The organism is Fictibacillus sp. WQ 8-8 (assembly GCF_024494405.1).
Classification (GTDB): domain Bacteria; phylum Bacillota; class Bacilli; order Bacillales; family Fictibacillaceae; genus Fictibacillus_C; species Fictibacillus_C marinisediminis.
In genome coordinates this window covers 45,932-72,761 of record NZ_JAMXKG010000003.1, presented here as the reverse complement: position 1 = coordinate 72,761, position 26,830 = coordinate 45,932, and the positions used below count along the sequence as shown (strand labels likewise).

Here is a 26,830-nt window from a genome sequence, read left to right as displayed (position 1 = left end):
TGATATCTCTTGGTGGGAAAAATCAGGGTGAATTTATACTTCAATAAGAATTTTTTTATTTATTCCTCACTAAACACCGAAATCTTTACGTCCACATACTGAATGGATTCATCACCGCCAAAGATATGATAGATAGGTGATGCTAAGTTCAAATTGTTATCTACCATATATTGAAACAACTCAGCATAGACAAATTCCGTTAAGGTTTCGTAATTCCCTGTAAAACGCTTCATAAGCATTTCATCCACATAATAATAGCTTCTAAACCTGAGAGACTTAGAGGAGGGGATTTTATCTTCCTGAACGGGCATGAATAATTCAATATACATGTTTTCATCTTTCGGTATGTTTTTTAATGCATAAAACAGGGGACCTTTAATGGTTAAATTGACTTCTGCAATCTCTGATAATAGATCCTCGATCACTCTCTCCATCTCACTGTAATGGAAGTAATATTCCTTTGAGACCACATTGGAGTATGCGATGCTTTGATCTTCACCTATCATAGGGCGGGCTCACCTACTTCAACAATAGGAGCGTAAACATCCAACCACGTTTCTCCAAATACATCCAAACAAACATGATAAAAGCTTGGATCGAGTGTAATATGATTCTTTTCCGCAGTCTCTTGAATCAATTGATACACTTCTTCTATGCTGCCGTCTTCATCTGTAAAACGAACGCATAGAGCTTCCTCAATGACTAAGGCGTCAATATATTCATAAGCAGAACCTTTTTCTAGTTCTACTCGGTCATTCACAGGTACACAGTATGTAAACTCCCCGGAAGCAGGATCATTCTCTAAGGGCTGGAATTTGAAAAGCACCGGACCTACCGGATAGATTCCATTGTTTACGACCTGGCTCCTTAAAGCGATAGCCGGCAACAGCCACTCCTCTTTTTCCACCACTTGAGTAATACTGATTAAGTTTAATAGCGATAAAGATTTATATTGAACTTTCAATAAGACCACTCCTCTCCTGCTTTCACTAGCTCAGTTTCTTCTTTTATTTTGCTTTACGACTTTGTTTTTTTATCATCGCTTTATTCTCACGCTGATATTCTTGCCAAGTTATGTTGAAAGAAGGGAATTTACGTTTGCAGTAGGCTAACAAATGAAATTCTGCTGTACCTACAGCAACACCATAAAGTATGACTGATAGAACAAAGTAAAAGATCATATCCCCCAATGAAGTTTCACCAAAGTTATGTACATAAATTAATATCAATAAAACGAAGGTATAAACTAAGGCTGCAATAACCGTATAAATAAAAGTTTTATTGAAAAATCCAGTAGAGTTTTCTCCCTCATTAAAAGCTCCATTTTCAGCTTGTTTAAAAGTATTTAGCGTGCATAAGAAGTGAGTAATTATACCGCCCGCTATCAATAATCCTACATATATTAGCGTAAGAGTATCATTTGGAAAGTTAAAAACCCCCCGAATGACTACAGTAACAAATCCAATGGTTGCGAGTTGAAAAGAATAAAACAAGGTCACTTTTGAAAGCGACTTTTGAAACTTAATAAACCTCTTTGGTTTTGAATAGAAGAATAATAAGACGATCTGCAAGCTGTAAAACAAAAGCTCAACAATAACTACTATCTTTTCAAAAGCAGTTGGAAAAGCAGCCCAGCCAAATCTAACTAACCCAAGAATAATAAAAAACATAACCATGGAACTCCAAATGATCGTTCCATACATAAATGAAACATTATTAACAGGATTAAGCCGATTTTTGGATGTAACTTTAAATTCAGATAAGTCTTCTTCTTTAATGTTCCACATATATTTCTCCACCTTAATAATTAACGAGTAATTCTACCAGAAAACAGAAGCAATCTTATGTGTTACTCCCTTTATCGCTTTTTTCGTGCCGCTAACAATGCTCTCTCCTCCAAGGAAGTCCGATTTATAATTCATTGCAAACGAGGCAGCGATACCCACACCAGCCCCAACCACCGTTCCGACAGGTGGTACAATTAACGAGCCTACAGCCGCTCCGGCACCGGCTGAAGCAGCAATTGAACCAATATCTACTGCTGAATCTGTAACGATATCAGCCGCATCCATACCTTGCCAGCCGTCTTTTTGTGATTCTATGACATTACCGGCAACGGATAATGCAGATCCTACCACAGCTAATCCTTTTACTGCTTTTCCAACTTTTCCAACCTCTTTAAAGGTTGATTTCCATTTCGCTGGATTGAGATTTTTCAAACTGTCGGCATACGATGATTTAAAGCCTTTCAATGCTTGTTTCCCGAAAGCTTTAGTAAATCCAATTTTTCCAAGATCTTTTTTAAACTCTTGATGTGCTACAAAATCCGGTAATTTATAGATCGTTGCCTTTGCTTTTTTAATTTGTGATTTAGTCGTTTTTAAATCATCAAACTTAAAACCATTCCGAATATATTTCATGAAAGCATCATCGTCTTTATTTAGCTTTAGCATCTTGGCTATTGTTACTAAATCTTTATTATTTCGTGCGGATAAGGTATACGCTCCTCTTCCCTTTCGGCCGTCTGGGTCAAAAAGAGTTTTGAAATCATATTTCCACTTAAGATACTGGCTAATCGTTAATGCAGTAGAAACCCTTCCATATTTAATACTTTTACTTACATTAGAAACCCCTTGCCTTACTGTAGCAAATAAAGTACCGCTCAAGAAACTAGTAAAGCCGTCGGCACTAAACAACTGCTGATCCGCCTCACGAAATTTAGTTTCCGTTTTCTTTACGACATCTTGTGCACTATGTAAAAGTGTACCATAATGCTCCATCTGTTGAATGAGGCTGTTGTAAAGCGGACTGATGGCTGATAGATTTATGCCCTGCCCATTGCTCTGCATGGAATAATAATTTAATTGTAAGTTCGCTTTGATTTCTTTGCTCTGTGCTGCCAATTTGCCCACATCGGAAGCGAGAGCCTTAAGTTCATCCGGTTTCACATTTACACGACTCATTACTTTCTTCTCCTGCCTTTCTTCTCTCTTTTTATTGTAAAAAAGAAATAGGGCTGTATGTATTGGACTATATTACTAAAAACTCCCACTTTCTAATTTCTAACTCCAAAATCCAAATAATACCATTCTACTAAAGATTATTAAGGCTAAAGAAAAACTCTAGATTAAAGAGCAGTGCCGTCCCAAGGAACAGCACCGCTCTTTTGTTTAGGCTCTTTTCGGAATGTTTGCCAAGGATTCTACCTTCTCTTTTTTATTGCGTTCTCGCTATCGAATGGGCTCCATGAAGTAATAGATCTGACGCTTTTTATCAATGGTAGGCGCAACTCGATTTCCATTGACTGTATCAATCCCATGAAGGTTTGATTTTGCTCTTCCCAGATAAACCGTATACTTGTGTTTGGACAGGGAATCTACCTTGAAATGAACAGAGGGTGAGGAATTATTTTTCTGGTTCTTTATTTGGATCTCAGGAGAAGACCGATACCAAGTATATTTTCCATTCTTTTTACCAATGTTGACGACACCTATAGCATCTCCATCGCTAACCTTCTTCTCGTAGAAGATAAAAACATCTCCCGCTATTTCGGTTCTTCCCATTATATCTTCTTCCGTAATTTCTTCTTCTTTCGCTCCTTTATGGATTGCACCATAGGAAGTATCATACAAAGTGAGATTCTCTTTCCCGGTCGCAAATAAAGAACACCCCGTTAGGAGTAGTATTCCTAAAATAATACAAAACGTTTTTGCTTTCATTCCATCTTCTCCCGTTCTTTTACCATAGAAACAAATTCGGACCAGACCATAGAGTCCACCCGAAAACCAGTAGTCAAAGTTATCCCTCTCTTAATCAATGAATTCACTTTTTTGTACACTTTAAAAAAAGCATCAATCTATACGAAAACAGCCTTTGTTTAAGAAGTCATCTCTTTCATTAGTTCACTCTCAATACCTTTGATCATGTCAAACGCTCCTCCCGACTGATTACTGCAAACAGAAATACAGAGTGAGGGATGCGGATAGAAGGCGGCTCGGAAATTCACTCCTGGGTCGTAGCCCATCAAAATGTGTTTAGTCACTGAATGTTTTTCAGTCTTCATCCAGATTCCATAGCCATATGCAGTTGAGTCATCTACACGGATATGGGGTGCAAGCAGCTGTTGAACGTTCTGTTTATCCAATAACCTCCCTGCCGTTAAAGCCTCCCATAACTGAATTATCCCACATGCCGTGATATAGGCCCCGCCATCTGGACCTCCTTTTGCCGGCAAGGAGAATATATTCGTCTTCCAGCTTCCATCGCTTTGATCGATATAGCCTAAAGCTGCTTTCGACGGCAGACTGTCCGTTTCAAAGTAACCAGCATCCATTCCGACTCTCTCAAATATATTTTTCTCTACATAGTCGGTGAATGCCATTCCGCTAACCTGTTCAACAATCAAGCCAAGCAAGATATAGCCCGCGTTGTTGTAGTGAAACTTGCTTCCTGGATCGTACTTCATTTTTTCATTTTGAAACAACGGTAAAAAGTCTTTCGGACCACGAACGTGATACATCGGCTTGTTGATCCATAGGTCCTCGTAATCTTCCATAACTTCTTCATCAAAGTAGTCAGGAATACCTGAAGTATGAGTCAGCAATTGATGGATGGTGATTTCCTGAGAAAAGTGAGGGAAAGACTGGTTTAAACAATCTCCCAATAAAGAATGATAGGACAGTCGCCCCTCTTCAGCCAGCTGACAAATCGCAATAGCCGTAAACAGCTTACTTCCCGACGCAATTCCAAACTTTGTATCACTTACATTGTTCATCTTCTCCGAACGGTTCGCCAGTCCAAAACTATAATCTGCCAGGATTTGGTCCCCCTGCTTTACAAATACCGAGCCTGAAAAATGAATTTCAGCGGCCAACGATTGTATGTATTCAATAATCTGCTTGTTCATAACTCTTCCTCCACCATCTATTCGTTATTCAAAACTTTGACATTCTTTTACCAAATCCTCTTTTTGATCACTAAGTTGCTTTTCTTATTTCTTCATATTTAATAAAATGAAAGTATCCAATCTATCTCGTCCAATGAAACACCACAAAAAGCCGAACCAATAATCATCGTAACCTCATACCCCTATGTTTCAATAGGAGGAGGTGAAAAGTGATGAAGAAATCAGGCTTCATTCTGGTGTTTTTTGTACTTTCCATGCTTATTCCGACAACCGCACATGCAGGCTGGGATTACCAGGGCAGTGATGTCTTTACGAAGCAAAGCAAGAATTTCAAGTCAGGCGGAGGAAGCTTTAAATTCTGCCTTAGCAAGAACAGTAAAGAAGGAAACTACCGGATGATGGAGGAAGATCCTTTTAATCCGGATGACTGGGTCTCTTATGAAGAAAAAGACCCGACTGGCTATGAGCCTAGCTTCCCTAATATCGGATTTGATAGCAAAGGCTGTGTCGTGTATCACAATATTAGTAAATATGTAGACGGAACGGATGGACAAGCGGAATTATATATCCAGAAATGGTCTGGAGGGAATTCAAAGGTCTATGCTTATGATTAATAGAACAACAAAAAGAGCATCGATGCTGATGCTCTTTCATACTGCCTATTCAAGATCCAGACGCCAGTTGTTGCACTGCATTAAATTGCCCGGGGGATACTCAAACTGACACTCATTGAGAATGGTAAAACCCAGCTTGCGGCAGATGCATTGGAAGCTCCATTGCCGATCGAAGGAAAGGCGTGAAGGAACTTGTGCTTTTTCTCAGCTTTCGCTTGTGTAATCGCCGCTGCAACCGCTTGGCTCGCTATCCCTTTCCCCTGATGAGACAGTACTACACTCCAGCCGATTTCATAGACGGTTTCATCCTCCCAGACACTTTCCCAATAACCGACCGAGCCAGCTGCTTCACCATTATCCAGGATGACCGTGTACATACAGCCCCTGTCACCTAGATCGAGATAACGTTTATGGCGGCCAAGGATCAACTCCTCACTTTCCGGTCCGCCAAGATGCTTCGTCATCTCCCGGGTATTCAACTTATACAGCAAGTTGAGGTCTCCATCTGCCCATGGCCGGATTTGAAGTGAAGTTGTTTGTTCTGCCATCTTGCACCTCCATTTTTCTCTATCTCCATTTTACAATTAAAGGAAAAAAGATGTATACATTAAAATAGCCCCCTAAAATAGAGGGCTACACTTTTTGTTAAACTGGACTCTTAAACCCGTTTCTGTTCACATATAAATACAATCCGTAATCCTGCATGACAGACGGATGCCCCTCTTGCCGAACCATGGCTGCTACATTCCCGCGGTGATAGTTGCCGTGGGTAGAGATGTGGAAGATCGTTTCGGTGGGCGTGGTGTCGAGCAGACCAGCATATGGGTTATCAACCGTGAAAACTTTTTCCATGTCGTTTTGTTTGATAAAAGCTCTGTATTTCTCGCTGAGCTCACAGTACATCGTTTCCATTTCCTCCAGTGTACAGGCCTCTGCCTGCACTCTCACCTGGTCATTAGCACCCCATACTTCCTTCATATCTCTGCCTTTCATCATCTCCAACCACAGAGAATCCGTGAGGTAAATATGGACCATCACCATTTGAAGTGATGGAAAAATGCTTGGCTTCATTTCTTTTTTGTATAATTCCTCAGGAAGTTCTTTTAGCCGTTCAAAGATCTTTGCGTTTGCCCAGGCATGATAGTCATACATTTCCTTTGCTTGGTTTTTCATAAAGAAAGCCTCCCTTTGCATAAAAGATTCCTAACCCAGTATGTATTCTAGGGAAACCTCTCTTTCCCTTTTCGAAGGAAAAAAATGGTCATCTCATGAATTCACCCCCACAAACCACGCTTCTCATTATAAATATGTTATAGAGTACATAAAAAGAAACGCTGAAAAAGGAAGGCACGAAGGAGGCAATGCCATGGAGTCCTATGTGAAAGATGCTCTGCTTGAATGGAAAGAAGAGATGGAAAGCCAAAAGAGAGAAATTGATGAAGAGTACGAAAAGGTAAAAACAGAACTACAGCTCTATTCCTATAAATTCGGAATCACCAAACAAGTCCTGCAATCCACCATCAACGAAGAAATGATCCGAAACATCAAATCCACCTACCAGGAACCATTCGAAGAAAAATACAACGAGCTTAAGCTGCAATTAAAGAAGCTTGAGGAAAAGCGGAATGTATTCTTGATGTTTGTGGAGAAAATTGAGGGTGCTGGTGTAAAAGAAAAGAACTAGGAAAAAACCGCCTATTGCTATTTTTAAAAAAAACACTTGCTGACGACTTTCCGACAGCAAGTGTTTTTAGATTATAGTTGAGATACTTTTTCCTTTGATTTCTCTTCATTTAGAACCTGTTTAATCAAATGATCAATTCGTTCAATTTCCAAGCTTGCATTTTTCCACCAATTTCTACTCCAAATCCTCGTAATTTTCCATCCTTTGGATTCCAAAAACCGTTGTCGATAGACATCCCTTTCTTTGGCAGAAGCTGCACTATGGAACATTGCCCCGTCGCACTCAATTCCTAAAATATATTTTTGAGGATGGTTAGGATGGACGACAGCCATATCAATACGGTAACCAGACATTCCAATTTGAGTATCAACTTTATATCCTAAATCAATAAGTTGTTTATAAACTTGTTCTTCAAACGGGGAATCAAACCATAACTCTAAATCTTGTTTTTTTGTATTATGATTTTCATTAATTTTAGTAACAATTGCTTCGATTTCATCTTTATTTACATTCGAGACTGCTTTCGAATACTCTAAGTAATTTTTTAATAACTTTGGACCATCATTCTTTGCATTAGTAACATTTAATTCTGCCGGTTCAATACTAGAAACAACATGAATCTGTTCTTTAGCCCTTGATACAGCAACATTTAAACGGTTCTCTCCTCCTTGCTGACTTAACGTTCCAAAGCGTGAATAAACTTTACCCTGTTCATTTCTTGCATAAGCAATTGAAAAAATAATTGTATCTCTTTCATCGCCCTGTACATTCTCAATATTTTTCACAAAAATTCTCTCATCTAAATCTTTACTCATAATTTGTTGATATACAACAGAGAATTCCTTGTCTTTTTCTACTTCACTCTCAATAATATCTAAAATTTTATCTTGTTGCTTTGCATTAAACGTAATTATTCCAATAGATTTGTTTGGTTCTTTAATTACTATTTCCTTTAACAGGTTTACTACTTCCATGGCCTCGGCTTCATTACATTGATTTATCCACTTTCCATTTGTAATCTTATGCCATTTTATAGCGGCTGGATCTTTGAGCGGTGTAACATTAGGAGCTATTTGAATGTTGCCATTATAATAAGCATGGTTAGAAAAGTTAATTAGTTCTTCAAATTTAGACCTATAGTGCCATTGAAGCATTTTTTCAGGCAGTATTCTTTTGGATAAATTAAGCAAACTCTCTGAGTGCTCAATATCATCCTCTTCCTCTTCTTCATCAATATGTGTGTCACCTTTAAACAGATTTGAAGGAGGCAGCTGTTTTTCATCACCAGCTACAATTATTTTCTTTCCTCTATATACGGAAGGAATTCCATTTTCAACCGTACATTGAGAAGCTTCATCAAATATCACCACATCAAACAATTCTTTTTCCAATGGGAAGATAGCAGAAACAGACTCAGGTGAGGTCAACCATATCGGCATTGCATCTAAAAGTCCATTTAACGAAAATTGACGTACAAGTTTACGAACTGGCCACACCATTCGTTTTTTACCTACTTGGTGTTTTAATTCTCTAAATTGCTTACTATTAGATTGTTTTGACTGATGCAACCATTTTAGTAAGCGGTTTGTTAAAACTTTTGCTGCTAAATCTCTTTTTTTCTTTAATATCTTTTTGAACTCTTTACGTATGTTATCTAATTCTTCTGTTCCTATTTTACTTAATGATGGATGCTTATTTTCAATTTCATCAATCCAGTGAATGTACGCAGATTGTTTTACAATATCGACCCATTCATTTGCAAGTTGACTATGAACATTGTCATTCGTTTTATTTTTCAAACGATCTAGGATCAATTTTAAAAATGGTAGACTTTCATCATAAGTTCGATCCATAAATCTAAGCTCTTCGAAATCTTGAATAATAAATTCCTGCTTTTGTTTAAAGTCGTTTACCGGAATATCGCCTTTTGAAATTGAATGATTTATCTTTAAAATAGAATCATCATTAAAATAAGTTTTTAACGAATTAATCTCCTTGGACATCTTTTCAGAAACCTTTGACAGCTCAAATAAAATTCTTAAACTTTCTCTTAACTTGGGCCATTCTTTTGATGATAACCCTTTAAATTTTTCTCCGTTAAGCAGTTCCTCTACAATGGTTTTACCTGTAAATGAAGTCCACCACCATAATCTTAACTTTTGAAGCGATTTTTTTTCTTCTGGATTTAAGTCTTCGTATATTTTTTCAAGTTTGTCACTAATTAACCATGTATATTCAGGTGTAATTTCATTCTGTTCAAAGGTCTCTAAGTATTCAACGCTCTTTTCTGCTTTTTCAATAATGTTTTTTAAAATTTCTATTAGGGTTAAACGATCTTTTAAATCAAGCTTTGTAAATGACTTTCTATTTTTTAATGGATACTGTTCGTTGCCAAATCTTCCATAATAACTACCATAAGAGAGAATTTTTGAAAGTACATCTTCAAAGTTTTCTTTATTTAAGGACCGCAGTATATTTTCTAAGTCCAGAATTACTTCGATTTCTGTAATTGGTTTTCCCAATCCATATAATTCATATGCTTTAAATCCATGAGGCTGAACTTCATACAAACCCTTTGCAATAGCATTAAGTTCGCTTTCATATTGTTGTATTTTATTGGATAACATAAGCAACTCATTTTCATAATTAACATATTGCGAATCATCATCTAATAAAGAATGTATCCTGGCATATAAGCTCTTTCTATCACTTTTTTCATCATGCAATAATGCTACTTGTTTAGACAGGCCAATTGAATCAAGTCTTTGATAAACGACATCCAACGCTGCACGTTTTTGACAAACTAAAAGAACCTTTTTGTTTTTAGCAATAACATTTGCAATTAAATTTACAATAACCTGTGATTTACCTGTCCCTGGGGGTCCGTGTATGACTAATCCCTTATTCTTATCTAATTCTTTAATAATTTCTTCCTGTGAAGCATCTGTATCTAATACTAAGAATCTTTCAGCTTCAGGTATCTCTTTTATTATTTCTTCAGAATCATCTTTTTCATCGTTATTAGAATCATCAGCACCAAGCAATGTTCCCATTATACCCATGGGTCCATCATTTGCTATTTCCAATAAATCTTCATAATCTTTTAATAGTGCAGAATTCCCTTGTGGAAAATTCCCTAAAATAGCCATATTCTCTAATTGAAATTGACCTTTGTTAAATTCAGGAACTTCATTTTGTTTAAAATCACTAAAAGGTTGGAGATCTCCTTTACTCGACCATAAAAGATTAAAGGAGTGTTTTTTTAACCATGTGGTCCATTTGAGGAAATCAAGTGTTTTACTTTCCTGAACTGCTTCTTCATATAATTCTTCGGTAAAATTAATTCCACTTAATTTTTTTAAAGCCAGAAATAAAGTTCTATTAAGTTGTGGATCTTCATTTTCAAGAACCAATGTCCATTTAGTACCGCCTGCTTTTTCTTTTTCAAGTCTAACAGGGTACAAGAACAATGGTGCCCTCACATAGGTTCCATCTAACATGTTTCCTGTTATATAGGGATAGCCCATGTAAAGATCATACAATCCAGTTTCTTCTTCTATCGCTTTCATATTTCTGTATAAATTATTTAATTTCGCAGAATAAAGTTGGGTTTTATCATTATTTACATCTTGTTTTAATAGACTAATATTTCCTTTTTGTTCTAAAACTCTTTTGATTACATCTAATGGATCTTTATCCAGTTTTAATAAATTGCTAAGATCAAACGCCCATTTATCATAAATTTTCAACATTCTAATGGAACGATTACGCTTACTTAAGTCATTTAATCTATCTTTTAAATTAATTAATTTCTGCTTCATCACACATCACCTGTTGCCTATTGTTTTATATAAAATATTGTTTTAATTATATCTTTTCTATCTTCTCAATAATAGTAATTAATTGATTAAAATACCAAAAGTTTTGGTTTGTGAAAGAACTTATATTAATGAAAGCAAGCTAAAAAGGCATCCGTATTGGATACCTTTTTATGAACAAAAATTCTTTATCATAAAATACTTAAATACTCATTTCTTTTCTCGAAATGTTCGTGCAGCCTATACTCACAAATCTGTTTTGTCCATTCATAAACCACTTCGTAATGCCTCACTGGAAGGTCTATCTTTATTGCAAAGACTCCCTCTTTAAATTCAGCTAACCCTTTAGAACTCCCGCTCCACTTGTTCATTGGCATAGAAGCAATAAGCTTGCTGACTTTTTTTTCATTATACTCCCAAAGCTGTTCTGAAGCTTTATCTGAGAAATCAATGCGTTTGCGATATTCCTTTTCCATCAAATAATGATGGAAATATGGCGCAACTTCTTTGGGCGTAATCGGATTCAGCCAATTTCCTACGCCTCTGCCAAGCATATAGTTCAAAACAATCATCTTATAACTTTTCGCCATACCTGTACTTTCAACTTCAACCAGCCAGCTTTCATTCTCCAAAAAGGCATTCTTTTCCTCTTCTCTTAATTCATCTGCCCAGTACAAAAATCCCGGATAGGATTTAAATTCCTGCCTGTACTCCCTGCTGTTTGATCTTCCATGCAAATGAAGTTCCAAATAAGTCGGTCGCCTTCCCAGTTCTTTCTTTAATTCGATATAATCCCCGAGAAGTTTATCCTTCCTTGGCTGACGTTTTCGATTCAGTTCATTAAGAAGATTGATGGCTTCCAATTCAATGTTGATTTCACAGTTAGGAGGTACAGATGGTATTGTGGTTTGTTTACCTTTTTTCTCCTCAACTGGCGTAGTATTAAAGAGTTGCAATTTTATATCCGCATTACGATAGTTTCCAATCAAATCAATAATCACACAATGTTCTTTCCCTGCAAATAACCTCAGCCCACGCCCAACCTGCTGAGTGAATACAGTAAGTGATTCTGTCGGCCGGACAAAAAGTAGTGTATCAACAGAAGGAATATCAACACCCTCGTTAAATAAATCGACTGTAAAGATAACATCGATGAATCCTGTATCTAATCTCTTTATGGCTTCCCCGCGTGAAATGCCAACTGTCTTAGAGTTAAGGCTAACTGTGCTATATCCCTTACGATTAAAATGACTCGATAGAAAGTTGGCCTGCCGGATAGAAGAGCAGAATGCAATGGTCCTTGTTTGCTTATGGGAGTTCCAGGCTTGCAGCACTTTTTCTGCCATTTCATCCCTCAATTGAATGGAAGCCAGTTCTTCCTCATCATACCGTGTCCCCAGCCATGTAATTGAGGAATAGTCTGTATCATCATAAACACCGTAATAATGAAAGGGAGCGAGCCACTGCTTTTGGATGGCTTCTATAAAATGAAGCTGATACGCTACGTTTCCTTCACAAATGGCATACACATCTTTGCCATCCATTCGATCAGGTGTTGCTGTAATTCCCAATAAGAATTTTGGGTTAAAAAAGTCTATTACTTTCTGATAGGAACCTGCAGCAGCATGATGAAATTCATCCACGATGATCAAATCAAAACCATTGGGTTGGAAACCGGCAAGATGGCGAAGAATACCAAGTGTATAAATGGAAGCAAAAACACAATCAGTTTCGCCGTCTTTTTCCTTTCCATAATAAAGACCCATGGAGCGTTCGGGCATGATATTCCGGAAAGAGTTTCTTGCTTGTCCCAAAATCTCCTCCCGATGGGCAATAAAAAGAATTCGTTTAAAATCCTGAGCAAAAAATCCTGCAAGATACGTTTTGCCCAATCCAGTTGCCATGACGACCATGGCTTTATTGTAGCCCTCTTCCAGCGTAGTGCTCAGCATTTCAAGAGCTTGCTGCTGAGCCGGCCTAGGTTTTAATTTTCCATAAAGAATTGGTGATTCTTTTATAATGGGTGTTTTTTCAGTTATGGTTGGCAACGTTAAAATCTCTTCTTCCGCTTTCGTCCATTGCCTTAGTAAGTTGGGATGCCTTTCATGGTACCTCTCATATTCATCTCTGTAATCTTTTAATGTTTCATGGTTAATGGTTATCGTCTGTTCATGATGAAATGTTTTAATAAACGCATCAAGAGCTTCTTGGTATATCTCCTGATCCACTTTATTATTTAACATCAGGTTCCATTCCACACCGCTCGTTAAAGCAGAATTGGAAAGATTGGATGAGCCAACAATAAACGATCCATTACCATCTTCATTTTGGAATAAATAAGCCTTGGGATGAAAGGAACGTCCGTTGCTGCGATAAAGTTGAATTTCAATTTTCCGATCTATTTCCAGAAGTCTTTCAAGAGCATCCGGCTGGGTGACAAATAAATAATCACCTGTGCAGATTTTGATCTCCGCTCCTCTATTTACCGCTTCTTTTAAAAAAGGAGCCAGCAAGCTGACTCCTGATTTCATAATAAATGAGGTAAGAATATAAATAGAACTGGCATCATTCATCAACCCTGTAAGTTCTTCTCTTAGGTTACCAGTTACAAGTTTAATATTTTGCATTTAATCTTCCACATCCATGAGGAAGATACGATTTTCAAAACCGCCGCGCTTTTCTGCTTTTTGCTGGCGTACACGTTCAACCTCTGCAATGTCTGCTCCATGAATTTTAGCCAAAGAATGCATTAATTCAAGCAGATCGGCAAGTTCCTCTACTGCATTTTCATCGTTTGGTGCGGAAGCATATTCATTCAGTTCTTCGTAGCATTTTTTCTTTAATTCTTTTATGTAATCATCTATTTCTAATATTGATGTGTTGAATGATTTTCCTGTGCTTGATATTACTTCTGGAATTCTGTCACGAACAAGTTTATTGTAGGTTGGCATTAAAGAGAACCTCTTTCCATTTGGATATTCTTCTCAATTCACAATTTTATTTTAGCATATCCCTTAATTTACAAACTACTTTTCTATGAAAAAGCCCCAAACCCCTAAAAGCCAGGATTTGAGATTTTTTAGGTTTTTTATTTCACCTTCTCCATTTCCTCAATTAATTTTGGAAACAGAATATTGTTTTCAAGGTGTAAATGCTGAAATATATCTGTTTCAAGCTCATCCAGTTTAACGCAGGCTAATCTATAGGAATCACAAGCGTCAAGAGGAACTTGATAATCATTCGTAATAGCTCTTAAATCCTTTAAAATTCGCATGATGTGATGGTGATCTCGTTCAAGGTCTTCCACATATTCGGTTATATCAATTAATGTATTAAGTGTTTGATGCTTTTCATAAGAGATGATTTTTGGAAAGATGAGTTCTTCCTCCACGATGATATGCTGCTCCAATTCAATCTTTAGTATGGAGTATAGGTAATGAACATTCGAAAGTTCAGGTTGTGATTGGACATGTTTATTATAACTATTTGTTATGGCTTTCTGCAGGCTCGGCAGTGCCATATATAAATACGAATGATGGGCATCAATAATATATTGAATCAAGTCTATACATGTCTGCCTTTCCCACTTTGTCATTCTAAGCTGTTCGTCTGAATTCTTTTCATACAATGTATTCAATTCATGAAGGATTTTAGTGGGATTTAAGTTCCGTTCTTGTAAAGCCTCCCCTATTGGACGGCTGCCACTGCAACAATAATCAATTTTATACTTTTTTAGCAGTGTTCCTGCTCTAGGACATTTTATTATAATGTCACGTGTTTTTACCGTAGGATCAAACACCATTTCCATGATGACCCCTCCTCCTGTATGATACCTTACCTCAACTTTATCTCTTTATTCTGTTTTTTACGGTGACTCTTATCACACCTATCGACATGAGAATAAAATAGGGGACTTTCACCCTCCACAATCGGGAAGTTCCCTGATATTGAACTTCATGCTTTTTTCTTATACTAATAAAGAGATGTGTTAGGTGATGGAGGTTAAACATATGAAAACCCGTGATATCCCGAGTGACTATAATTCGGTTCAAAATACAGAGATTTTCTCCGAGCAGACTCTTCACTTGCTCGATGAATTAATGCTGGAGTGCAAAATTAAAAAAGGAACCATGCTTTTCATGGATAATGAGGCTGCTGGGAAACTTTATTTTGTTAGGGAAGGAATTATTAAAGGGACGAAAATGACAGAGGATGGCAAAGAGCTTGTCCTTTCCATGTTTCAAAACGGTGATTTGATTGGAGAACTGAACGCATTTGGAGATGAAAAGCATAATTTTAGCGCAATTGCTTCCACTGATAGTGTTGTAGGTGTCATTCAACAGGCTGATCTTGAAGAAATGATGAGGGAGCATGGCGAAGTAGCCATAGAATTTGTACGCTGGACGGGTCTGATGCATCAGATTACACGTTCCAAGCTTAGAGATCTAATGTTATATGGAAAGAACGGTGCTTTGTGCTCTACTCTTATCCGTCTGTCCAACTCCTATGGTAAAATGGGCAAAGACGGAATCGTTCTTTCTCTGCAGCTTACCAATACTGAACTGGCTGAATTGATTGGTACTTCACGTGAGACAGTCAATCGGATGCTGGGTGTGTTGAAGAAGGATAAGGTCATTGATCATGATGAGAATGGTAATCTCGTTATTACTGATCTGGACTATTTGAAAAATGTATGCAACTGTGAGGAGTGTCCGCTTCAGGTGTGCAGGATATAATTGGGTTGAACAAATAAAAATCAACACTGGCTAATTCAAACCAGTGTTGATTTTTTATTTATACTAGTGGTTCTAACTCAGCCACATTCTTCTTTATAATATTAAGCATATTTAGAACTTCTTGAAATTTGGAGTTATTATATAATTCCATCATCGAAATGTAGACTTCTGATTTGTCTTCCCAGTTTAAAATTACTTTTGATTGAGAATACAGACGAGTATACTTAGCAGAGGGTAGCTTTGATTTTTGCAAAAACGACACTCCCAACTGTTCTAGGTCCTCTAATAATTTTAAACGATTATCAAATTGCAATGGACCTAGTTCTAAGGTTAATTTCAAACGGTCATCATTTAAACGATCAAACCAGAAAACGAAAGTGCTATCATGCCACCACCATTTTTCTCGAGTTTTTCCATATGTTCTTTCAAGGTCTCTAAATATAGGTAAGATAAATGAATGTTGTCGTAATTTCATAAGGAATTCACCTTTTTGTAAGGCTAACGTTTCTGTGAATTTTGTAAAAGCTTCCTTTGGAATTTCCTCTCTTGGAATACTTGATCGAATGATTTCGGTTTCTAGTTCTTCATCCGCTTTAGAGTATAAACTTCCCAATTTCATTTTCTCTACTGCAGATGCAATCATTTTAAAGGTCGATTTAGTTAATGGGTCTTGGTATAAGCGTTCCATACCTTTTACAATTTCTGTTTTAGTTGCCCAATCAGGAATATCTGTTACCTGGTTATATATACGTGTATATTTTTTACCTTCCATTTTAGAAGAAGATCGAATAAAGAAACCTTCAGATTCAAGGGCATTTAATAAAGCTATACGCTTTTCATCAGGCACCGGACCTACTTCTACTATCATTTTTAACTTCTCATTCCAGGTACGTTCAAACCATATAATAAAACCGCTTCCTAGCCAATAACCATCCTCTGGCCTACCAATTGTTTCTTCAAAATCCGTCCAGTCTGGCAAAATGAAGTTTGGTACCCTCACATGAGCTTTATAAACTTCTTCTGGAATTTCTTCAATTTTAGCAAATGTTAAAAACGCTTCTTTTAAAAGGTTGCTGCCTATTTTATATATGTAGTCAATCGTCTTTTTTTGTTTAAGGTAGATTCGCAATAATGCATGTCTATAGTTTTCTGATATGCTGTCTAATTGCTGAAAAACCTGGCTATAACGTGAGTATTTACGGTTTTCTTCATGTTGACTCAAGTATAATAAATCAATAGCAGCTTGATTTTTTTCATAAACGTCAACTGCAAGTTGTATAGAAGTTTCATCTAAGATAAGTTCTTCACGTAATATTTCAGTATAATTTAATAAGAATGAATATACATTGTCAGGAATAGCTTCATGATTGAGTTCTAAATGGAGTGACAACATTTCTAAAATATCACTATAATCCAAAACCCAGAAATCTTTATGAGAAGGAGCATCACTATTCAACGTTAGGAATACAGGAACTATAGTATAGTTGACATAAATAGATCGTGCATATGTAATATAATCATCCAGCTGGCCTAGTGACTCACCTGTGTGGAATTTATTCTCAATTACTAACACTAACTTTTGTGTTGTATCAACAACTACTAAATCAATGTAACGTCCAGTCGTTGTTTTTACTTCTCGGTAAACTTCAACATTTCCATATGAATGGTCAAGGTAATCTAGAAATTGAAAATTCTCAGTTTTGTCTTCATTCTCTACACGAGTGACTAAACGAGAAAGTAACTTACTAACAAAAAAACTGCCTAGCTTATGGTTTTCACTAGGATCTAGTAGCCATGCTAATACATTTGAATGTCGAATTTCAAATTGATCCACCCTTAAAACTTTTAAAGGATTAAATTGATGAAATTTTTGATGAAGTGCTGCAAACTCTTTTGAATGATCTAATTGGGCAATAGATTCAAGGGAATAAGTCATAACTTTAATTTTCTCCTAAGATTTTTATAAATTAACAGTAACACTAATTATATATAAAACTAGTAAATTTTTGTGTTATGTTTTTTACGAATATATTATATAAACAGTCGCGTTGAATTAACGCCCTTTAATCCATTGTTCAAAGAAGTTCCAATCTTTGATAGACTCATATTTATTTAAAACATCAAGATAAATTCCATCACCCTTTCCAACCTGCTATAAAGCTTGAGTACAGTGCTTTATCTGAAATAAACCTTACTTCTTACATTTTCACGAATGTATTTTTACCAGATCCAAAAGTTTCTGCCAGGAATGCAATAAAGTATATATCTATATAACTTGCTCCTAAACCATGTTTCCTCTCGGCATTAATTTTAAAGCCCCCATCTTATACCGCTTATGAAACCCTTCTGTGTAATACCTTAATTCCTCACCATTCTGCTGAAATGGTGTCATTATATATACCTCTTCTACCACTTGCTCATCCGTATGGATGTTTCTAATTCCGTCTCTGTATTTGTGCATTTCACCAAGTGCCGTTCCTATGTTATTAGGCACCCGATACTTCGGATCATAAATGTATAGCTTGTCTTTACGCTGGATGACAATATCGGGAATCATTCTTTGAGTAAATGTATAGAATAGCGCTTTAGAATCGAGAGCAACACGGTCGGGATCTCTGTATTGAAATACTCGTTGAAATGTAATGGTGTCATCGTCTACCAAGTTGACCGTACTTTCTTTATTTTCTGCTAAAGATAAAAAGATACCATCAGCTGTAGTTTTATAGAGTCCAGATGTATCAACAAGTTCTCCATTTTTCCTGGCTTGTTTAATGAGCTGCATATAACACCACATTTCGTATAATTGAAAGGTGTCTTTTAGTGGTATATCATAATCAAACCCAATTTCATATTTTTGATGTTGGTATAGTTTATCAAACCAGGTTATCCACTTCCGGTAAATTGGTTGCTTTCTTAACCTTTGGGTTATCGTGATCTGACCCTTATGTGATGGAACATTTATAAGAAATGAGTGATTTATCCAATAAAGCACTTTATTACTCATCTGTTCTGCTTCCTCTTTTAATGTTCCGTTTGCGTAAGTACGGTATTGAGAAAGGAGATGTCTTAGTTCGAGAAGCTGTTGTTTTAGTAACCTGTTCTCATAAAGATCATGGGTTTCATGTCGTTTGGAAGTCCAGATTTGGTTTGGGACATGCTTTTCGATCGTTCCATGTTTTCTTTCCAGCCATCGCTCTGTTGAAGTATGCACTTGTTGAATTTTTTCTCGGTTCATCAATAGACTTTCTTGCCTTAGTACTGAAAATGGGTTGGTTTTTATCTTCTGGAAAAGCAGTGATAGCTGGTGAAAACTTCTTTTTACATATGACCACTGTGCCCACGATAAATACCGTTCTCTCCCACTCGAATTGAATCCCTTATTTAACCCGCTATAGTTAAAACAGACAGCAGCTTCACTTAAAATATCACTCAACATCCAATCGTACTGCTCGTTAGTCATCTTTCTTTCATCAGTATAAATATAAGTTGTAATACTATAATCATTTATTTCAAAAACAGCTTCTCCTGATTGAAAGGGTGTAATTAGCGTCCCAGTGACACCTGCATCATTCAAAATAGATGGAAGTGGTATTCCATTAAATAAGACCGCAGAATTGGACTCTCCCTCAAGTTTCCATTCATAAGAAGTGGCTTCTCTTAGATAAGCTTCTTTTATGGGCAACCACCCCTCCTCATTTGTTTTTATTAAGAACCTAACGCCAGAACTGGGTTGCTCCATAACGCTCCAGCTCCTTTTCCATTCTCACAATATGACTACATGATTGAGATTCTTCTCCAAAGTAATCTAGAAATTTACTTTTCAATGTCGTGAGTAGTTCTGTTATTCTCTCGTCACCTCTTAACTTCGGTAATATCTTTTCACTGATGACTCGATCAAGTGCAGACATTGCATCAAGCCCAAAATCCTCATCCAGTTCTTTATTTCTAACCAATTTATTAATCATCTCGTTCATTGTTCTGTATCCAAAGTGAAGGTCAAATGATTTTAGATCGCTATGGATCCCAGTAAGAATATCGAATTCATTATTTATCAATACTTTTACAGACTGATCAAGTGTTGACCAGAAATTCTCAAAATCCACATCAGAAAGTGTCATGACAAAAGCGCGATCCAGCACTTTATCAGATAAACTGTGTGTCGTTTCGTCCACGTTAATTGTTCCCAAAACATAAACATTAGGCGGTATACTTATTTTTTGGGGAATATCTTTCACATCCTCACGATTATGAAGCAATATCTCTTTACGAGATTCAACTGCACTTAAATAATCGCTTAAATAATATTCAACTCGAGCCAAGTTCATTTCATCCAATACAATAAAGTGTGGTTTTTCCCGCTCTCTTTGTGCTGAAAGTAAAACTTGAAGAAACTCAGTCATCACATACTTTTTTTCAAAAGAACTATAATATCCGAAAAGTGCAGTTGCATCCATCCAATCAGGACGCACTGGAATAATTGTTAGATATGGATTCTCTGATTCATAATCAAGTCCGTATACAGCATTTGCATACAAACGGCATAGCTGAGTTTTCCCAGTCCCTGAAATACCATTTAGAATAACAAAGTGCTTGTCATCTAAAGCTGTGAGATTCAAATGAAAATCACGTATGATATCTAATGAAAATGTAAACTGGCTGTCAATAATGATTTCGTATATATCCTTAAAAGAAAAATTACTAACAAATTCAATTTCTTGTGTTTCATCTACCTCTTTATTTTCTTCTGACTCTTCAGTGGTACTAGGCAACTCTAATTTTTCACTTGCAAAAGCAAACAATAAACAGGCAATAACTAGGTCCTTTTTCATGGCACTTATTTCTTTATCGAAGGAATTATTTTCATTATTAAAAGTACCTATGTAATATGCATTGTTGTCAGTCTTAATTCCATGATTAGTTAGTAAGTTCATGGCATATTTCATAACCTCTGTGTTATCTAGGTTGTGGGTTGCAAACAATTTCTTTATCCACCATTCTATCTTGTTATTAGAAATCAATTCTCTAACATTAGAATAGATATGTCTGTGTCCTTCCAATGTTACACACATAACTTGATTGGGTGCATGGGCTTGATCGATTTCAAAATACACAAAATAACCCTTAGTAATTAGTTGGTCCTTATCATATATAGAAAAAAGTTGTCGCCTCGCCCTAGGCTTATAACTTTCTACCTCTCCATAAATAAGAGAATACGCGTTATTTAACAGTTGAACTGTATCTTCTTTTTGAGAATCCTCTGCAAACAAATTTAAAATGTAATTAGCTTTTTCTCCTAAAACTTTCTCATCTTTTAGCCTTTCTCTTATTGGTAATGTCTCATCCCAGACCTTAAATAAATAATACTCTAATTTCTTACTCTGCAAAGTTTCAATTAAGGGCAGTTCAATACCAAAGTGATAGTAAGGACGTTTTCTTTGTTTTTTAAATCTGGAAAAGACATTTTCAAATTCTTTAACACTTACTATTTCTTTTTTAAACCATTCCGTTTGAAAGTAAAAGGATATCTCCTCTGGTAATTGATGAATAGTAGACATCATTTTACCTGTTCTCATTAAGTACCAAATAGGAAAGAAGGTAGAATCTACAGAAATATAAAGTTTTTGATCAACGCCGTTAAACTCTAACGTTAACAAATTTACTTCTTGTAGTCCGATTCTTTCATTAAGTGCAATATAATATTTCTTACCAGTACTTGAGTTCTTTTTTTTCTCTTCATATTTTGGGTTTCTTGAATCGCTATATGTAGTTGATAATGTATCAGAGTAATCTCTAATGAAACGATTTCCTGTTAAAAGGAAATTTTTCTTGCAAAATTGTTCAAAAAACGGCTTAATTTCAACATGGATATTTTCTAAAACACTGCGACATCGGCTTGCAGTTTCACTTTCATTAAAGATAGCTTGGTAGCTTGACAGATTGAAAGAACCCTCGAATACTTCATTCATGTTTACTTCAACCCCTTTATTTGAAACATGTCTATTCTCATTTTCATATCGTTCCGGGAAATGGTCTCTGTCTTTTTCCCATCCCCTGTTTTCTTTAAAATGACACATTGTGACTTCAGATAATTTGTATTCATTTTTGTATCCTTTTAACAATTCCATTCCTTTAATTTTTGCTTCAGCCAATGTATCTGCCTCAGTTTCTCTAACAAAACTATTACCATCAACAACAAATACTTTATAAGGTGTATTTATAAGATTTGCTGTCAAGACATAAAAACGAGTCTCTTTACCGATACGATAATCATTATCTCTGAAACTTCGATCTAATTTTTCATTTAAGGAAATCATAGTTGGACGTCTCTCCCTAATAATGTTTATTACTTAAAGTTTACCAATAACCCTGTGCTAAAAAAAGGAAACGTTTCTTACTAGCTGGAAGGGATAAATATCATGTTCATCGAATTATCCATTGGATATTGATTCTATGAATGAATTCTAAAGAAAGGATGTACTCCATGAACTATACCTATTTTAATCTAGACCAAGCAGCAGACAGCATCTACGCAGCAATTTCCAAAGATGGAACCGGCTCACTGGGCAATGCCGGCTTTGCGGATTTAGGCGGGGAAACAGTTGTTTTTGATACGTTTCTTACTCCTGCTGCTGGTGAGCAATTGAGGAAGGCGGCTGAAGCACTGACAGACAATAAGGTAAAGTATGTTGTTAACTCTCAATGGCATGGAGACCATGTATATGGGAACCAGGCTTTTGAGGATGCAGTGTTTTTTGGGACAGAAAAACTGCGTCACGTATTTTGGGAGAAGCATTCTATTGATGTGGAAAAGGTTCAAGCGGGTTTCTCTGGTTATCTTAACAGCTAAAAAGAACTGCATGCGGCTGAAACCAATGAGGCGAGACAGCGTTCAATCGCCATTGACATTGAGGATAAGACAGAATTGTTTAATGCCATTCCGATCCTGAAACCTGTCGCACCATCGATCACCTTTACAGATCGATTGGTGCTGCACGGAACCAAACGCCGTGCAGAACTGCTAACCTATGGAGGCGGGCATACGGATAGTGATTCCATTCTTTATTTTCCGGATGACAAGGTCTTGTTCTCAGCTGATCTTGTCGTCATTGATAACCATCCATGGATGGGGGCTGGCCAGCCTGAAGAATGGTTAACAATCCTTGACAGAATGGCTATGCTCGATTTCCATACGGTCGTTCCAAGACATGACCCTGCAGGAAGACAGGGTGCAGAGCATCTGGAGCCTGTCCGACGATACATAACCGAAGTTCTGAATGCGGTTCAGAACCTCAAGGATCAGGGAATCGATTCTGCTGAGGCTGCGAATCTCGATCATCTTGAGTTTACGTCCGGATCGGAGCCTGCAGGCTTCTTAGGTAAAAACATTTCTGCTCTATTGTCTCAAACGAAAGCAGCACAATCCGTTTAATAAACTTGGGTTCACCATCTTTAAAAAACGCAAAACAAGCCCCGAAGAAGAAAAATGAATAGCGTTTTTATTCTTTAGGGCTAAGAAAGAGACCTGAATTTGGCCTCTATATTTTTAATTTCATTCTTACTTGTACTTGCTTCTGAACACTTTTTAATATATTAAATATGTACATAGCCTTCTTGATATAGTCAGAAAGCTGTACTCCAAATTTCTCTCCTATTTCAGGATTCTCTTTATAATAACGTTCAGCAGCTTTGGAAATTTCAGGATCATCAAAAGTCAACTTTTTGAGGAACTCGTTCCATTGTGTTGCCAATTGTGTTACATCCAGGTCTTCAGGTGGTGTCCCCTTCTCGTATTCCACACGGATCTTTGCGGTTATGTCAGACCATTCACTAACATACTGCTTTCTTTTCTCCAGTCCAAACTGTTTGAACATCTTTTCCTGTTGCTCTTGGGTAAAGTATTTATCTTTATTCAAATTAATCACCTCAATTAAATTTATAAATTGTTCATGAGTCACTTCTTGTTGATTATTAAGCAATTCGTAGATTTTCTCCAAACGGCTGCATAACAGTTCCTGTAGGCGTATACGCTTTTTCACATCATCTAACTGTACTTTGATGAGTTCAAGTGGATTAAAATTTTGATTCTCCAATATCTCTTTTATTTCTTCCAATGCAAACCCTAATAGCTTAAGGGACATAATTTGCTGCAGCCTGACTATATCAGACTCTGTATAAAGCCTATGACCCGTTTCTGAATGCTGAGAAGGAGAAAATAGTCCAATCTTATCATAGTGATGAAGCATTCGTACCGTAAGCCCGGTTTGTTTAGCTAATTCTCCTACTTTCCAATTGTTCTTATTCAGGATCAATCCCTCATTTCGTACGAATTGTTTTTGCCGGCAACCTAACTATACAACCTGACACTGTGTTAGCTTCAAGCCCATTACGTTTATTTAAAAAATTTAATCCAACCACCCCCTGGCCTTTTTTCAGCCTACTATTATTTATAAGACAAAGCCCATACACACAAAGAGTAATGCTAAATTAGAAAGATTCTTTCAGCTTGCAATGCAAAATTTATTGGACAAATAAAAAAAAGCGAGGATTTCTCCCCGCTTACGCTATTTGTTTAATAAGCTTCTCTTAAAAAATGTTTGGAGCTATAGAGCTATTTATGTTTAAAATCCGGTTTTTTTTTCTGTATAAATGCTTGAACACCTTCCACTACATCGTGGGTTTGAAAGACCTCACCAAAATATTTGGCCTCTACGTGAAGCCCTTCTTCCAGTGAACCATTACAGCCCTCATGAACCGATTTCTTAATATAAGATAGGACCGGCAATGATAATTCCGTTAGTTTCATAGCAATTTCTTTTGCTTTTTCTACCGACTTTCCTTTTTCAACTACATAATTAAGGAGACCTATTTTCTCTGCTTCTTGGGCCGTTATCGGCTGGCCCGTATACATCAGTTCCTTTGCCTTTGTCTCACCTATAAGCCGCGGCAGACGTTGTGTTCCCCCCGCTCCTGGAAAAAGTCCAAGCTTGATCTCAGGCAGTCCAATCAGTACATGTTCTTCCGCAATCCGCAAATCACAAGCAAGCGCAAGTTCACACCCTCCGCCTAATGCAACTCCATTTAAGGCAGCTATGGTAGGTTTGTTTAATTCATAGATTTGATGAAAGGCTCTTTGCAATTCCCTGGATTTCTGCTCTGGGAGCTCCTCTCCTTTCCCCATCCATTCAGGAAACTCTTTAATATCCGCTCCAGCCATGAACGCTTTGTCACCTTTTCCTGTAATAATCACAGCGACGATGCTTTTATCGTTTTCCAGTTCTTCTGCCCATGCAGATAACTCAGAAACCACATGGCGGTCCAGTACATTTAACGGTGGGTTATCAATCATTAAGATCGCTATTCCTGCTTCTTTATGACATGCGATTGCTTTTGTCCGCTCCATTTGCTTTCAACCTCACCTTCCATTTACCTTTAGCCTATAATTGGCTTGTTCCCTGTCCCATGCATCCCCAATACCAAGCGCTTTTAACTTGAATTTCTGAATCCTCTCAGTTGCTGTTTTTGGAAATGAATGGATGAATTCAACGTACCGGGGCACCATAAAATACGCCATCCGATCACTGCACCAATCAATAATTTCTTCAGGAGTAAGACTTTGCTCCTTATGGAGAATGACATACAGCTTTACATCCTCTTCCCCTATTTCCGACGGAACGCCTACTGCAGCCGTTTCCAATACGTTTGGATGGTCATTCACCGCTTTTTCTATTTCCCATGAGGAGATATTTTCCCCCCGCCTTCTAATGCATTGTTTGGTTCGGTCTGAAAAATAAAGATAGCCTTCTTCATCTTGATAACCGCGGTCTCCAGTATGGAACCAGCCGCCTTTTAAAGCTTCGTCTGTTTTCTCCGGATTTTTGAAATATCCCTTCATCAGCACTTCTTCTTCCATCGGATGAATTAAAATTTCACCCAGTTCTCTAACTGGAATCTCACGATCTTGTTCATCTGCAATCTTCACTTTAACCGATGAAAAAGGCTTCCCCATAGAAGGTGGACGGTTGGCCGTCAAGGTGTTGGATATGCAAAAGCCGGTAGTTTCCGTTAGTCCATAGCCTTCAATAATTTGGACACCAAACCGCTCTTCAAATACCTTCCAAAACTCTTTTGGAGTAGCAGCACAGGCCGTTCGCCTTGCCGGGTTATTATGGTCATTCGGTCTTTCCGGCTGCTTGCAAAGGATGGGGATCATGGAACCGAGTGAATTAAATATGGTTGCCCGGTGATCACGGATCTCATCCCAAAAACGTGAGGCGCTGAACCTTTTACCAAGAGCGATTGTGGCGTTTTGTGCAATTGCTCCCATGACAGTATGCGCTTGGGCATTAATGTGAAACAGCGGTAAAGATGTAAATAAAATATCGTCTGAAGTGGCTTGTATCATATGTTCGGCAAAGGCTTGTCCGGATTTCACATAAGAGGCATGGCTGAGCATCACTCCTTTTGGCAAGCCGGTTGTTCCTGAGGTGTAAAGAATGCTTTGAATGGCGTCTGGAAAAACGGATGGATCTATATCAACAGGCTGAGCAGTCTGCAGAAGCTGTTGATAGGAAAAAACGGGGTTGAAGTCGATATGAGGCTCTAATTCCGTTTTTTCGGAATCTGTGTCACTGTCATTAACAATAATGAGTTTCACTTGCCGGTTCAATTCAGAGATGCTCGGAAGAATTTGGGGAAGGAATTCATGATGAAAGATAATAGCCTTGCATTCAGAGTGAGATAAAATGTAGGTTAACCCTTTTCCTATTAAGTGTACGTTTAACGGAACAGATACGGCTCCCAAAAAGGACAAGCTAAACCATACATCCAAATATTCAGGGCAGTTATTTAACATGACACAAACATGGTCTCCGTTTTGAATATCAAGTTCCTTTAGCCCTGAAACAAGACGGCCGATTTTTTCATGCAACTGCTCGTAAGTAAATTTCTCCTTTTCAAATTGCAAGTACACTTTATCGGGGGTTTTCTCGATGTGATTCAGTAAAAAACTAGGGAAATTAGATCGTTCCAACTAACTCTCTCCTTTCCTTTGAAGCACTTGGAGTTGATTTGGC

At 37.2% G+C, this 26,830-nt stretch carries 23 protein-coding genes; 5 read left to right on the top strand and 18 right to left on the bottom strand.

Annotated elements, in window-relative coordinates:
* Positions 1–59: 59 nt before the first annotated feature.
* From M1K46_RS05625 to M1K46_RS05600, 6 genes are all read right to left on the bottom strand, one after another.
* Positions 60–506 carry a DUF5085 family protein gene (locus M1K46_RS05625; protein WP_256225278.1) on the bottom strand — a complete coding sequence of 149 codons (447 nt, stop codon included), beginning with the start codon at positions 504–506 and terminating at the stop codon, positions 60–62.
* Positions 503–964 (bottom strand): DUF5085 family protein, encoded by a 462-nt coding sequence (locus tag M1K46_RS05620; protein WP_256225277.1) that lies wholly within the window; start codon positions 962–964, stop codon positions 503–505. The genes M1K46_RS05625 and M1K46_RS05620 overlap by 4 nt, the downstream gene beginning before the upstream one ends.
* A gap of 43 nt (positions 965–1,007) precedes the next feature.
* Positions 1,008–1,787 (bottom strand): hypothetical protein, encoded by a 780-nt coding sequence (locus M1K46_RS05615; RefSeq protein ID WP_256225276.1) that lies wholly within the window; start codon positions 1,785–1,787, stop codon positions 1,008–1,010.
* A gap of 33 nt (positions 1,788–1,820) precedes the next feature.
* Positions 1,821–2,963 (bottom strand): WXG100 family type VII secretion target, encoded by a 1,143-nt coding sequence (locus M1K46_RS05610; RefSeq protein WP_256225275.1) that lies wholly within the window; start codon positions 2,961–2,963, stop codon positions 1,821–1,823.
* Between the two features lie 267 nt (positions 2,964–3,230).
* Complete coding sequence (locus M1K46_RS05605; protein WP_256225274.1) at positions 3,231–3,719, bottom strand: hypothetical protein; 489 nt, start codon at positions 3,717–3,719, stop codon at positions 3,231–3,233.
* A 158-nt stretch (positions 3,720–3,877) separates the two neighbouring features.
* Positions 3,878–4,906, bottom strand: a complete 1,029-nt coding sequence (locus M1K46_RS05600) for a serine hydrolase domain-containing protein (protein ID WP_256225273.1) — start codon at positions 4,904–4,906, stop codon at positions 3,878–3,880.
* A 209-nt stretch (positions 4,907–5,115) separates the two neighbouring features.
* Here M1K46_RS05600 and M1K46_RS05595 point away from each other — a divergent pair, with 209 nt between their 5' ends.
* Positions 5,116–5,520 carry a hypothetical protein gene (locus tag M1K46_RS05595; RefSeq protein ID WP_256225271.1) on the top strand — a complete coding sequence of 135 codons (405 nt, stop codon included), beginning with the start codon at positions 5,116–5,118 and terminating at the stop codon, positions 5,518–5,520.
* An 80-nt stretch (positions 5,521–5,600) separates the two neighbouring features.
* Here the strand turns inward: M1K46_RS05595 and M1K46_RS05590 are convergent, their stop codons facing one another.
* Both M1K46_RS05590 and M1K46_RS05585 read right to left on the bottom strand, forming a co-directional pair.
* Complete coding sequence (locus tag M1K46_RS05590; protein WP_309144579.1) at positions 5,601–6,068, bottom strand: GNAT family N-acetyltransferase; 468 nt, start codon at positions 6,066–6,068, stop codon at positions 5,601–5,603.
* Positions 6,069–6,165: 97 nt separating this feature from the next.
* Positions 6,166–6,693, bottom strand: coding sequence for a DinB family protein (locus tag M1K46_RS05585; protein WP_256225270.1), 528 nt, complete (start codon positions 6,691–6,693; stop codon positions 6,166–6,168).
* A 193-nt stretch (positions 6,694–6,886) separates the two neighbouring features.
* Here M1K46_RS05585 and M1K46_RS05580 point away from each other — a divergent pair, with 193 nt between their 5' ends.
* The gene (locus M1K46_RS05580; protein ID WP_256225269.1) at positions 6,887–7,204 is read left to right on the top strand and encodes a hypothetical protein; all 318 of its coding nucleotides are present in this window, start codon (positions 6,887–6,889) and stop codon (positions 7,202–7,204) included.
* 71 nt (positions 7,205–7,275) lie between these two features.
* Here the strand turns inward: M1K46_RS05580 and M1K46_RS05575 are convergent, their stop codons facing one another.
* From M1K46_RS05575 to ric, 4 genes are all read right to left on the bottom strand, one after another.
* Complete coding sequence (locus M1K46_RS05575; RefSeq protein WP_256225268.1) at positions 7,276–11,025, bottom strand: AAA domain-containing protein; 3,750 nt, start codon at positions 11,023–11,025, stop codon at positions 7,276–7,278.
* 188 nt (positions 11,026–11,213) lie between these two features.
* Positions 11,214–13,649: a DEAD/DEAH box helicase family protein gene (locus tag M1K46_RS05570; RefSeq protein ID WP_256225266.1), complete on the bottom strand. Its 2,436-nt coding sequence runs from the start codon at positions 13,647–13,649 to the stop codon at positions 11,214–11,216.
* A complete protein-coding gene (locus M1K46_RS05565; protein WP_256225265.1) occupies positions 13,650–13,973 on the bottom strand; it encodes a nucleoside triphosphate pyrophosphohydrolase in 324 nt (107 codons plus the stop codon).
* A 137-nt stretch (positions 13,974–14,110) separates the two neighbouring features.
* A complete protein-coding gene (gene ric, locus M1K46_RS05560) occupies positions 14,111–14,830 on the bottom strand; it encodes an iron-sulfur cluster repair di-iron protein (protein WP_256225264.1) in 720 nt (239 codons plus the stop codon).
* 202 nt (positions 14,831–15,032) lie between these two features.
* Between ric and M1K46_RS05555 the strand changes: the two genes are divergently transcribed.
* Positions 15,033–15,758: a Crp/Fnr family transcriptional regulator gene (locus tag M1K46_RS05555; protein ID WP_256225263.1), complete on the top strand. Its 726-nt coding sequence runs from the start codon at positions 15,033–15,035 to the stop codon at positions 15,756–15,758.
* A 58-nt stretch (positions 15,759–15,816) separates the two neighbouring features.
* Here M1K46_RS05555 and M1K46_RS05550 read toward each other — a convergent pair whose 3' ends face one another.
* The 3 genes from M1K46_RS05550 to M1K46_RS05540 all read right to left on the bottom strand — a co-directional run bounded on the left by M1K46_RS05550 (position 15,817) and on the right by M1K46_RS05540 (position 22,072).
* Entirely contained in the window at positions 15,817–17,694 is a 1,878-nt protein-coding gene (locus M1K46_RS05550) for a PD-(D/E)XK nuclease family protein (protein WP_256225262.1), read from the bottom strand.
* A 345-nt stretch (positions 17,695–18,039) separates the two neighbouring features.
* Positions 18,040–19,440, bottom strand: coding sequence for a DUF2357 domain-containing protein (locus M1K46_RS05545; RefSeq protein WP_256225261.1), 1,401 nt, complete (start codon positions 19,438–19,440; stop codon positions 18,040–18,042).
* Positions 19,441–19,471: 31 nt separating this feature from the next.
* Positions 19,472–22,072, bottom strand: a complete 2,601-nt coding sequence (locus tag M1K46_RS05540) for an McrB family protein (protein WP_256225260.1) — start codon at positions 22,070–22,072, stop codon at positions 19,472–19,474.
* Positions 22,073–22,239: 167 nt separating this feature from the next.
* Here M1K46_RS05540 and M1K46_RS05535 point away from each other — a divergent pair, with 167 nt between their 5' ends.
* Together M1K46_RS05535 and M1K46_RS05530 are read left to right on the top strand one after the other, a co-directional pair.
* Entirely contained in the window at positions 22,240–22,605 is a 366-nt protein-coding gene (locus M1K46_RS05535) for an MBL fold metallo-hydrolase (RefSeq protein ID WP_256225259.1), read from the top strand.
* 75 nt (positions 22,606–22,680) lie between these two features.
* Positions 22,681–23,187: an MBL fold metallo-hydrolase gene (locus M1K46_RS05530; protein WP_256225257.1), complete on the top strand. Its 507-nt coding sequence runs from the start codon at positions 22,681–22,683 to the stop codon at positions 23,185–23,187.
* Positions 23,188–23,293: 106 nt separating this feature from the next.
* Here M1K46_RS05530 and M1K46_RS05525 read toward each other — a convergent pair whose 3' ends face one another.
* The 3 genes from M1K46_RS05525 to M1K46_RS05515 all read right to left on the bottom strand — a co-directional run bounded on the left by M1K46_RS05525 (position 23,294) and on the right by M1K46_RS05515 (position 26,787).
* Positions 23,294–24,067 (bottom strand): MerR family transcriptional regulator, encoded by a 774-nt coding sequence (locus M1K46_RS05525; protein WP_256225256.1) that lies wholly within the window; start codon positions 24,065–24,067, stop codon positions 23,294–23,296.
* A 299-nt stretch (positions 24,068–24,366) separates the two neighbouring features.
* Positions 24,367–25,158, bottom strand: coding sequence for an enoyl-CoA hydratase (locus M1K46_RS05520; protein WP_256225255.1), 792 nt, complete (start codon positions 25,156–25,158; stop codon positions 24,367–24,369).
* A 12-nt stretch (positions 25,159–25,170) separates the two neighbouring features.
* The gene (locus M1K46_RS05515) at positions 25,171–26,787 is read right to left on the bottom strand and encodes an ATP-dependent acyl-CoA ligase (protein WP_256225254.1); all 1,617 of its coding nucleotides are present in this window, start codon (positions 26,785–26,787) and stop codon (positions 25,171–25,173) included.
* Between the last annotated feature and the right edge of the window lie 43 nt (positions 26,788–26,830).

Bases quoted from the DNA above. Each gene is read 5' to 3' on its own strand.
- M1K46_RS05625 (WP_256225278.1), bottom strand. From the start codon at position 506: ATGATAGGTGAAGATCAAAGCATCGCATACTCCAATGTGGTCTCAAAG.
- M1K46_RS05615 (WP_256225276.1), bottom strand. From the start codon at position 1,787: ATGTGGAACATTAAAGAAGAAGACTTATCTGAATTTAAAGTTACATCC.
- M1K46_RS05610 (WP_256225275.1), bottom strand. From the start codon at position 2,963: ATGAGTCGTGTAAATGTGAAACCGGATGAACTTAAGGCTCTCGCTTCC.
- M1K46_RS05605 (WP_256225274.1), bottom strand. From the start codon at position 3,719: ATGAAAGCAAAAACGTTTTGTATTATTTTAGGAATACTACTCCTAACG.
- M1K46_RS05600 (WP_256225273.1), bottom strand. From the start codon at position 4,906: ATGAACAAGCAGATTATTGAATACATACAATCGTTGGCCGCTGAAATT.
- M1K46_RS05590 (WP_309144579.1), bottom strand. From the start codon at position 6,068: ATGGCAGAACAAACAACTTCACTTCAAATCCGGCCATGGGCAGATGGA.
- M1K46_RS05585 (WP_256225270.1), bottom strand. From the start codon at position 6,693: ATGAAAAACCAAGCAAAGGAAATGTATGACTATCATGCCTGGGCAAAC.
- M1K46_RS05580 (WP_256225269.1), top strand. From the start codon at position 6,887: ATGGAGTCCTATGTGAAAGATGCTCTGCTTGAATGGAAAGAAGAGATG.
- M1K46_RS05575 (WP_256225268.1), bottom strand. From the start codon at position 11,025: ATGAAGCAGAAATTAATTAATTTAAAAGATAGATTAAATGACTTAAGT.
- M1K46_RS05570 (WP_256225266.1), bottom strand. From the start codon at position 13,649: ATGCAAAATATTAAACTTGTAACTGGTAACCTAAGAGAAGAACTTACA.
- M1K46_RS05565 (WP_256225265.1), bottom strand. From the start codon at position 13,973: ATGCCAACCTACAATAAACTTGTTCGTGACAGAATTCCAGAAGTAATA.
- ric (WP_256225264.1), bottom strand. From the start codon at position 14,830: ATGGAAATGGTGTTTGATCCTACGGTAAAAACACGTGACATTATAATA.
- M1K46_RS05555 (WP_256225263.1), top strand. From the start codon at position 15,033: ATGAAAACCCGTGATATCCCGAGTGACTATAATTCGGTTCAAAATACA.
- M1K46_RS05550 (WP_256225262.1), bottom strand. From the start codon at position 17,694: ATGACTTATTCCCTTGAATCTATTGCCCAATTAGATCATTCAAAAGAG.
- M1K46_RS05540 (WP_256225260.1), bottom strand. From the start codon at position 22,072: ATGATTTCCTTAAATGAAAAATTAGATCGAAGTTTCAGAGATAATGAT.
- M1K46_RS05535 (WP_256225259.1), top strand. From the start codon at position 22,240: ATGAACTATACCTATTTTAATCTAGACCAAGCAGCAGACAGCATCTAC.
- M1K46_RS05520 (WP_256225255.1), bottom strand. From the start codon at position 25,158: ATGGAGCGGACAAAAGCAATCGCATGTCATAAAGAAGCAGGAATAGCG.